Here is a 9,290-nt window from a genome sequence, read left to right on the forward strand (position 1 = left end):
TCGTCGCCGAGGCGCAATGGAAGCTCGACCAGAAGCGCGTCGCCGCGCCCGCCGCCGGGCGCGTGTACGACACGCTGTACCGCGTCGGCGAATGGGTGCAGGCCGGCAATCCGGTCGTGCAGATGCTGCCGCCGCAAAACCTGAAGGTGCGCTTCTTCGTGCCGGAGGCCGCCATTGCATCGCTCGCGCCGGGGCGCACGGTCGCGATCCACTGCGACGGCTGTGCGGCCGACGTGTCCGCTCGCATCACCTACGTGTCGAGCGAGGCCGAATACACGCCGCCCGTGATCTACAGCAACGAGAGCCGGACCAAGCTCGTGTTCATGATCGAGGCGCGCCCCGCCGTTGCCGACGCGCCGAAGCTGCACCCGGGCCAGCCCGTCGCCGTGAGGGTGCCATGAGCGTGCCGCCCGCACCGTACGCGATCGACGTCGATCGCCTGAACAAGCATTTCGGCGACAAGCATGTCGTGAAGGACGTGTCGCTGCGCGTCGCGCGCGGCGAGATCTTCGGCTTCCTCGGGCCGAACGGCAGCGGCAAGACCACGTCGATCCGGATGATGTGCGGGCTGCTCACACCCGACTCGGGCAGCGGCACCTGCCTCGGCTACGACATCGTGCGCGACAGCGCGCAGATCAAGCGGCGCGTCGGCTACATGACGCAGCGCTTCTCGTACTGGGAAGACCTGTCGATCCGCGAGAACCTAGACTTCGTCGCCCGTGTGTACGGGATGCCCGACCGCAAGGCGGCCGTCGCGCGCGCACTCGACGGGCTCGGCCTCGCGAGCCGCGCGGACCAGCTCACGGGCGCGCTGTCGGGCGGCTGGAAGCAGCGCCTCGCGCTGGCCGCCTGCATGCTGCACGAACCGGCGCTGCTGCTGCTCGACGAGCCGACGGCCGGCGTCGATCCGGCCGCGCGCCGCGACTTCTGGGAAGAGCTGCACCGGCTGGCCGCACAAGGGATCTCGGTGCTCGTCAGCACGCACTACATGGACGAGGCCGAGCGCTGCCACAAGCTTGCGTACATCGCGTACGGCGAGCTGCTCGCGCAGGGCACGTCGGCGGAGATCGTCGCGTCGCAGGGGCTCGCGACCCGCGCGATCACCGGTGCGCATCTGAGCGAACTGTCCGCCCGGCTGCGCACGCTGCCGGGCGTCGACCAGACGGTCGTGTTCGGCTCGGCGCTGCACGTGAGCGGCCGCGATCGCGCGCAGCTCGACGCGACGCTTGCTGAGGTCGCCGCGCAAGCCGAAGGGCCTGCCGCACTGCAGGTCGCGCCGATCGACACCGGCCTCGAAGACGTGTTCATTTACATGATGGGCCGCGCATCAGGGCCATCCGCGCCGCCCGGCGGAGCGTCGTCATGAACGCGTGGGCGCGCCTGCGCGATTCGTTCTCGGTCGCACGCTGGTGGAGCATCGTGCTGAAGGAATTCCTGCAGCTGCGGCGCGACCGCGTGACGTTCGCGATGATCGTCGGCGTGCCGATCATCCAGCTCACGCTGTTCGGCTTCGCGATCAACACCGATCCGAAGCACCTGCCCACCGCGGTGATCGTCGCCGATGCGAGCCCGTTCGCGCGCAGCTTCGTCGCCGCGATGCGCAATTCCGCATACTTCGACATCGTCGAGACGCTGCCTGACGAAGCGGCCGGCCGGCATGCGCTCGCCCGCGGCGACGTGCAGTTCGTGCTGACCGTGCCGGCCGATTTCTCGCGGCGGCTGCTGCGCGGCGAGCGTCCGTCGCTGCTCGTCGAGGCGGACGCGACCGATCCCGTCGCGACCGCGTCGGCGATCGGCGCGCTGCCGGGCCTCGTGCAGCCCGTCGCGGACAAGGACCTGACGGGCCCGCTCGCCTACCTGAACGGCCGCCCGGCCGCGTTCGACGTCGTGCTGCACCGGCTGTACAACCCCGAGGGCATCACGCAGTACAACGTCGTGCCGGGCCTGATGGGCGTGATCCTGACGATGACGATGGTGATGATGACGGGCCTCGCGATCACGCGCGAACGCGAGCGCGGCACGATGGAGAACCTGCTCGCGACGCCGGTGCGGCCGCTCGAGGTGATGACGGGCAAGATCGTCCCGTACGTGCTGATCGGGCTGATCCAGGTGTCGATCATCGTCGTCGCGGCGCGGTTCGTGTTCGACGTGCCGTTCGTCGGCGGCGTGTTCGCGATCTACCTGTCCGCGCTGCTGTTCATCGCCGCGAACCTGACGGTCGGCATCACGCTGTCGTCGCTCGCGCAGAACCAGTTGCAGGCGATGCAGCTCGCGGTGTTCTACTTCCTGCCGAACATCCTGCTGTCGGGCTTCATGTTCCCGTTCGCCGGGATGCCGAAGTGGGCGCAGTTCATCGGCAACCTGCTGCCGCTCACCTACTTCAACCGCCTCGTGCGCGGCATCCTGCTGAAAGGCAACGGCTGGAGCGACCTGTGGCCATCCGTGTGGCCGGTCGCGCTGTTCACCGTCGTCGTGATGGGCGTCGCGCTGCGCTTCTACCGGCGTACGCTCGACTAGGTGCCGCACGATGAAACCGGCTTCGCGTCGCCCCTCCTACGCCGCTCACGGCTGCACACTGGCCGCCGCGCTGCTTGTCGCCGGATGCGCGGTCGGGCCGGATTTCCACGCGCCTGATGCGCCTGCCACGCAGCGCTACACGCGCGGCGAGCCGCCGGCGACGACGGCCGCCACCGCCGGCCCGACCGGCGACGCGCAGACGTTCGCATCGGCCGCGCATACCCCGCAGCACTGGTGGACGCAGTTCGGCTCCGAACCGCTGAACCGGCTCGTCGAAACCGCGTGGCACAACAGCCCGACGCTTGCCGAGGCCCGTGCGCGGCTCGACGAAGCGCGGCAGGACCACGCGGCCGAAGCCGGCGCGACGATGTTGCCGAAAGTCGATGCGAGCCTGTCCGTCACGCGCGAGCAGGTCGACACGACCGCGTTCGGCCTGCCCGCCAACGTGCCCAGCCCGGGGCCATTCACGCTTTATGACGCGTCGGTGAGCGTGTCGTACGTGCTCGACGTGTTCGGCGGCAACCGGCGTGCGCTCGAAGCGCTGCGCGCGCAAGTCGACTACCAGGCGTTCACGTTCGACGCCGCGCGCCTGACGCTCGCGGGAAATGTCGTCGCAACCGCGATCCTGCGTGCATCGCTCGCGCAGCAAGTCGCGCTTACGCGGCAACTGATCGACGCGCAGGCGCGGCAGTTGCGCATCGTCGAAGCGCGCCTCGCGGCAGGTGGCGTTTCGCAGGCCGACGCACATGCGCAACGCGCGCTGCTCGCGCAGACGCAAGCGTCGCTGCCGCCGCTCGAGGCCCGCCTCGCGCAAGCCGGCCACCGGCTCGCGATCCTGCTCGGCGTGCCGCCGTCCGATGGGGTGTTGCCCGACCTCACGCTCGATGCACTCGCGCTGCCGCGCACGCTGCCCGTCGCGCTGCCGTCGACGCTCGCGCGCGAACGGCCCGACATCCGCGCGGCCGAAGCCGTGCTGCACCAGGCGAGCGCGAACGTCGGCGTGGCCACCGCGAACCTGTATCCGCGCTTTTCGATTTCGGCGGGGATCGGCTCGGAACGCACGCGCATCGCGGATCTCGTGAGCGGGCTCAATGTGTGGAATGTCGGCCTCGGCCTGACGCAACCGCTCTTTCACGGCGGCGAACTGCGCGCGAAGAAACGTGCGGCCGAAGCGGCGTACGACGCAGCGTTCGCGAGCTACCGGGAAACCGTGCTCGAGGCACTGCAGCAGGTGGCCGATGCAATGCGCGCGGTCGAGCACGACGCGGCAGCGCTGCAGGCCAGAGACACCGCCGCGCAGGAAGCGGCGGCCAGCAACAGGATTGCCGGTGATCGTTATGCGGCAGGCGGGATCAGCACGTTCGACCTGCTGGACGCACAGCGGCAGACGCTGCAGACGGCGCTCGACCGTACGCGGGCGCAGGCCGACCGGCTTGCCGATACGGCGGCGCTGTTTCAAGCGCTGGCGGGGAGCTGGACGGATGGCGCGGTGGATTGATCGCGCAATGCGGGCGCGATGCAGCGATCGCGGCGATCGCCGCAGTCGCACGAATCGCGCGGGCATAAAAAAACCGGCCCGAAGGCCGGTTTTCATACCGCATGCCGTAAGCGGCGTTCGCGCGCCGCGCGACATCAGAAGCGGTGGATCATGCCGACGCCGACAGCGATCTGGTTCTGGCCTGCGCCAGCTGCCACGCCATCGCCGATCTGGGTCGTTGCAGCCACGATGCCACCCGTCTTGCTCAGCGTATTGCCGGTTGCGTGCTGGTACGCCTCAAGTGCGTACAGGCCCGTACGCTTCGACAGGCTGTAGTACTGCGACAGCGTGACTTGATGGTACTTGGCCGCGCTCGTGATGCCGTTCGACTGGCTTGCCGCCGTATACGAGTAACCCGCTGCGAAGTCCCACTGAGCGGCCGCCTTCCAGTGCAGCACAGCGCCTGCCGTGTTGAAGATTGCTGTGTTGCGGAACGCCGAGCCAACACCCGGGGTGTACTGAACGTTCGTGTACGACACCGACACGTCCCATGCCGGCGTGAACTGGTAGCCGGCCGTCACACCGAGGCGCTGCTGCGATTGCGCCGTCTGGTAACCATTGTTGATCGCCGACACGGCCGGCTGACCGCCGCTCGTGACCGTCGAGTTGTCACCCCACACGCCGCCGCCAAGCGTCGAGTTGTTCACCTTCTGATAGCCGACCGCGATGCCTGCCGGGCCGTTCAGGTACTGGATCGCCGCGCTCCACGTCGAGCCGCGGTTCGTCGCGCCTGCGACGCCGCCGAACGAGTACGAACCGCCGACCGTGAAGCCGTAGAACTTCGGCGACATGTAGACGAGCGAGTTGTTCGCGCGGTAGCTGGTATCCAGCGAGTCGATATCACCCGGGTGCGCGCCGTATGCGCCCGTCAGCCACGTCGTCGGGCTGTACGGCGACAGCAGCGTGTAGTACGCGGTGTACTGGCGGCCAGCCGTCAGCGTACCGTACGCCTGGTTCGTCATCCCGACCCATGCTTGACGGGTGAAGATGCCACCGGCCCATTGCGACGCGCCGGTCGCCGAGTTCACGCCTGCTTCCAACTGGAAAATCGCCTTCGTGCCGCCGCCGAGATCTTCGCTGCCCTTCAGGCCGAAGCGGCTGCCAGCCCACACGCCGGTAGACATCGACACCTTCGAATGGCCGCCGCTCGTTGCGCCGGTCGACGGTGCCGCGTTGTTCTGGTAAGCCAGACCGTTATCGACGATACCGTACAGGGTCACGCTGCTTTGAGCGTGGGCGGCGGTAGCGGCTGCAAGGCCAGCTGCCGTCATGGCGACAGCGACGCGCTTTTTCATTGATTCTCCGTCCTCAAAGAATGTTTCTTTTGTGGTGTGGTTTTATGACCTGACACATGTGCGAGTACATGCCGGCGCAATTCTGACGGATTACCGATTATTTCCCAACACGCGCAGTCGGTCATCGTATGATCGACGCAACGCACGGGTTCACCAAGCGGTTACATAACACCTGAAAACGCTTACGCGGCGGGCCTCTCCGGCATTTCCCGGTGAAAACCCTAGCTTTACATTTTTACGGGTGCAACGCGACCGTCGGATGTCGTCAGATGCCTTCGACAAGACACATCTTACAAATGCGCGACCGCGGCAGACGCCACGATTCACGCCGCCGCGAAGGATCGCTGACGTTCATGACACCCACGTTTCGCCACACGAAATAATGAAAACGTTTTTAGTCGACGCGTGGGAGATCGAATGGTGATGGCCCGGCGAACGCGGGCCGAGGGGCGATGCCGGCATCTGTCGTGCCGGCATCGTTCAGTGCAATTCAGCGCGTGGCCGGCTGCACGAGATGCGCGCTCACGGCGTCGGCGAGCGCGGTCATGCGCGCGCGAATCGCGGTGTTCGAGCCGACCAGCGCGAGCGACGACGCCATGATCCGGTAGACGCGCTTTCTCGGCACCTTGGCCGGCTTCACCGGATCGAGCCACGCCGCGTGGCCGGCCAGCAGCTCGAGTGTTTCGAGGCCGATCATGATCGGCCACAGGCACGCGAGCCGCAGCCGCACGAAGCGGCGCGGGATCGCCAGCGTATACAGGCACGCGTCGCGATACTGGTCGAGCGTCACGCGCAGCAGGTCGACGAGCACGCCGCGCGCGCGCGCCGACGCATCGGGCGCCATCAGGTCGGCGACGCCGAGCCCGTGCGCGCCCAGCACGTCGTCGGGCAGGTAGCAGCGGCCGATGCGCAGATCCTTCCCGCAGTCGCGCAGGATGTTGGTCATCTGCAGCGCCTTGCCGAAACGGATGCCCTTCTCGCACATGTCCGGCAGGTTCCAGCCGCGGGCGGCCGGCGTGTGCATGCCGGTCATGTCGGTCCAGAACTCGCCCACGCAGCCGGCGACGAGATACGTATAGCGGTCGAGTTCGTCGCGCGTCGGCAGCGACGTGACGCGCCCCGACTGCTCGTCGGGGAACGTGCGCAGGTCGAAGACCATCCCCGCCGTCAGCGTCGCGACGACCTTGCGGATCGATGCGCGGTCGGCGTCCGGCTGCGTGCGCAGCAGCGCGAGCATTGGCTCCACCGAGCCGAGCAGCACGTGTTCGTGCGAATCGGTCTGCATCCGCGTCACGTCCTCGAGCGCACGCGACAGCGCGACGCCGTCGCCGAGCCGCTCGACCTCGTCGCGCAGGTCGGTCAGCAACGCCGCCCGGCGATCGGGGGCGACGAGCGCCGTGTCGGCGATCGTGTCGGCCGCGCGCGCGAGCAGGTACGCCAGGCCGACCGGGTCGCGCATGCCGTCGGGCAACACGCGCAGCGTCAGGTAGAAGGAGCGGGATACGTTCTTCAGCAGGTCGCCGAGCAGGAAAGCGGAATCGGTTCGAGTCGTCATGGGTCGGGAAAAATCGGCGGGCGCGGGCCCCGGACGCCCACGGGCGCCGGGCGACCGCGCCGGCCCGCGAGTCGCCGCATCGTTGCGCCCGCTGGGCGTTGGCCCTGGTGCGGCGATGCAAAATTCCCGCAAGTTTAGTGCATCCGGCTCGCGACCTGCCTGAGACCGCCGGAAAGCGCCACCCGCCAGGCGCAGTCAGCCACCCCGCACCGCCATCGCGCCCCAAAAATATTGAACGGAAAGGCGCAAGTAATACATATGTAATTATTCAGTGCGACGATCGCGTCCCATTCGACTCCGCGCGACACACCGCGACAGCCGCGCCGCCGGAGCGATCACCCCTTTCCGACTCTCGTTTCGAAGGTTCATCGACATGCTCTTCAAGCGCCCGACCTCCCTGCGCTACGTTCCGTTCGCCTGTGCCGCCGCGTTCCTGCTCGCTGCTTGCGGCGGCGACGACGATGTCGCATCCGATCCCACCCAGCCGATTTCCGCGAAGGTCCAGGTGGTCGGCCATCGCGGCGCAAGCGCGCTGCGCCCCGAACACACGCTCGCGTCGTACCGCAAGGCGGTCGAGGACGGCGCGGACGTGATCGAGCCCGACCTCGTGTCGACCCGCGACGGCGTGCTGGTCGCGCGTCACGAGAACGAGATCTCGGGCACGACGAACGTGTCGACGCTGCCGCAGTTCGCGAGCCGCAAGGCGACCAAGACGATCGACGGCGCGGAGCTGACGGGCTGGTTCACCGAGGATTTCACGCTCGCCGAGCTGAAGACGCTGCGCGCCCGCGAGCGCATTCCGCAGGTGCGCCCCGCGAACACCGCGTACAACGACCAGTTCGAGATTCCGACGTTCGACGAGATCGTCGCGCTCGCGAAGCAGCTGTCCGCGCAGACCGGCCGCACGATCCACCTGTATCCGGAAACCAAGCATCCGACCTACTTCCAGTCGATCGGCCTGCCGCTCGAGGACCGTCTCGTCGATGCGCTGCTGAAGGATTCGTACACGGCGCGCACGGCGACCGTCTACATCCAGTCGTTCGAGGTCGCGAACCTGAAGACGATCCGCAACCGGATCAAGTCGAGCCAGCCGAACTGGAAGCTCGTGCAGTTGATGGACGAAGCCGGCCAGCGCCCGTACGACTTCGTGAAGGCGAACGACAAGCGCACCTACGGCGACCTGTCGACGCGTGACGGCATGCGCGAGGTCGCGACCTATGCGAACGGCGTCGGCCCGTACAAGACGTCGATCATCGCGGTCGCCGCGGACGGCACGCTGCAGCAGCCGACGCCGTACGTGCGCTACGCGCACGAGGCCGGCCTCGTCGTGCATCCGTACACGTTCCGCCCGGAGAACAACTTCCTGCCCGCGTCGTTGAAGGACGGCGGCACGCCGGCCACGCGCAACACGGCCGGCTCGGTGCGCGAGATCCAGGCGTACCTGCGCGCGGGCATCGACGGCTTCTTCACCGACGATCCGGCCGTCGGCCGCACGGCGGTCGATACGTTCAAGCGCTGACCCGCACCGTGACCGGGCGCGACGCACGACGCGCCGCACCCGGTCGCATTGCATCGGTCAGATCACGTTGAAGTGATGCGTGCCGTCCCGCTTCAGCTGATCGACCAGCCCGTACTCCCAGTCGAGATACGCCTGCATCGCGGCCGCCGCGTTGTCGGTGCCTTCGTACGGGCGCCGGTAGCGGTCGACGCGCGGTGACGCCAGATGCGTCTCGCCGCTTTCGAGCGGCAGCCCGGCCTCGATCCACGCGGCCGTGCCACCGGTGAGCACCGAGATTTCAGCCGAAGCCGGCAGCAGCGCGCGGGCGTCGTCCGCCGCGAACCGCGCCAGCAGGCTCGATCCGCACGTGAACACATAGCGCTTCGCGGGCGGAATCGCCGCAAGCGCATCACGCAACTGCGCACGCACGGCGAACCACGCACCCGGAATATGGCGCTTCACGTAGTTCGCGCTGGCCGTCACGTCGACGATCGCCAGCTCGCCCGGTGCGGCCTCCTTCAGCCAGCCCGCGAGCGTAGCAGGCGAGATGTCCGTCACGGCCGGTGTCGCCGGCACAGCGCGCGGCGGCTGGCCGTGCTCGGCGAACTTCGCCGCACCGTCCTCCGGCTCGACGACCCGCACGTCCCAGCCCATCTGCGCGAGCCACGACGCGGTCATGTCGGCACGCACGCCGTCGTCGTCGGCGAGCACGATCCGCGCGCCGCGCACGGCCGCGTGATGGTCGGTCTCTTGCACGAGCTGGCCGCCCGGCGTGCTCAAAAAGCCCGGCAGGTGGCCGGCTTCGTATTCCTCCGGCGTGCGCACGTCGAAGCGGTACAACGTGCGGCCCGGCTCGTCGAGCGCGGCGACGTCCGCGAGCGCGATGCG

Annotated in this window: 8 protein-coding genes; 5 read left to right on the top strand and 3 right to left on the bottom strand. The window is 68.1% G+C overall.

Annotated features, from left to right (window positions below):
* From G3O00_RS35955 to G3O00_RS35970, 4 genes are all read left to right on the top strand, one after another.
* On the top strand, positions 1-401 hold a 401-nt coding region (locus tag G3O00_RS35955; protein ID WP_206145833.1), incomplete at its 5' end, for an HlyD family secretion protein.
* Positions 398-1,366: an ABC transporter ATP-binding protein gene (locus tag G3O00_RS35960; RefSeq protein WP_206145834.1), complete on the top strand. Its 969-nt coding sequence runs from the start codon at positions 398-400 to the stop codon at positions 1,364-1,366. The genes G3O00_RS35955 and G3O00_RS35960, both read left to right, overlap by 4 nt.
* Positions 1,363-2,517 (top strand): ABC transporter permease, encoded by a 1,155-nt coding sequence (locus G3O00_RS35965; RefSeq protein WP_206145835.1) that lies wholly within the window; start codon positions 1,363-1,365, stop codon positions 2,515-2,517. Before G3O00_RS35960 ends, G3O00_RS35965 begins: the two co-directional genes overlap by 4 nt.
* Before the next feature lie 10 nt (positions 2,518-2,527).
* Complete coding sequence (locus tag G3O00_RS35970) at positions 2,528-4,015, top strand: efflux transporter outer membrane subunit (RefSeq protein ID WP_206145836.1); 1,488 nt, start codon at positions 2,528-2,530, stop codon at positions 4,013-4,015.
* A gap of 134 nt (positions 4,016-4,149) precedes the next feature.
* Here the strand turns inward: G3O00_RS35970 and G3O00_RS35975 are convergent, their stop codons facing one another.
* Complete coding sequence (locus G3O00_RS35975; protein ID WP_206145837.1) at positions 4,150-5,349, bottom strand: porin; 1,200 nt, start codon at positions 5,347-5,349, stop codon at positions 4,150-4,152.
* A gap of 490 nt (positions 5,350-5,839) precedes the next feature.
* On the bottom strand, positions 5,840-6,904 hold the full coding sequence (locus tag G3O00_RS35980) for a phytoene/squalene synthase family protein (protein WP_174932482.1): 1,065 nt from the start codon (positions 6,902-6,904) through the stop codon (positions 5,840-5,842).
* Between the two features lie 373 nt (positions 6,905-7,277).
* Here G3O00_RS35980 and G3O00_RS35985 point away from each other — a divergent pair, with 373 nt between their 5' ends.
* Positions 7,278-8,423, top strand: a complete 1,146-nt coding sequence (locus G3O00_RS35985; protein ID WP_174932480.1) for a glycerophosphodiester phosphodiesterase — start codon at positions 7,278-7,280, stop codon at positions 8,421-8,423.
* A 57-nt stretch (positions 8,424-8,480) separates the two neighbouring features.
* Here G3O00_RS35985 and G3O00_RS35990 read toward each other — a convergent pair.
* Positions 8,481-9,290 (bottom strand): rhodanese-like domain-containing protein (locus G3O00_RS35990; protein ID WP_277399360.1); only part of this gene is annotated, 810 nt, incomplete at its 5' end.

This window comes from Burkholderia sp. Ac-20384 (assembly GCF_017104605.1).
GTDB lineage: Bacteria > Pseudomonadota > Gammaproteobacteria > Burkholderiales > Burkholderiaceae > Burkholderia > Burkholderia lata.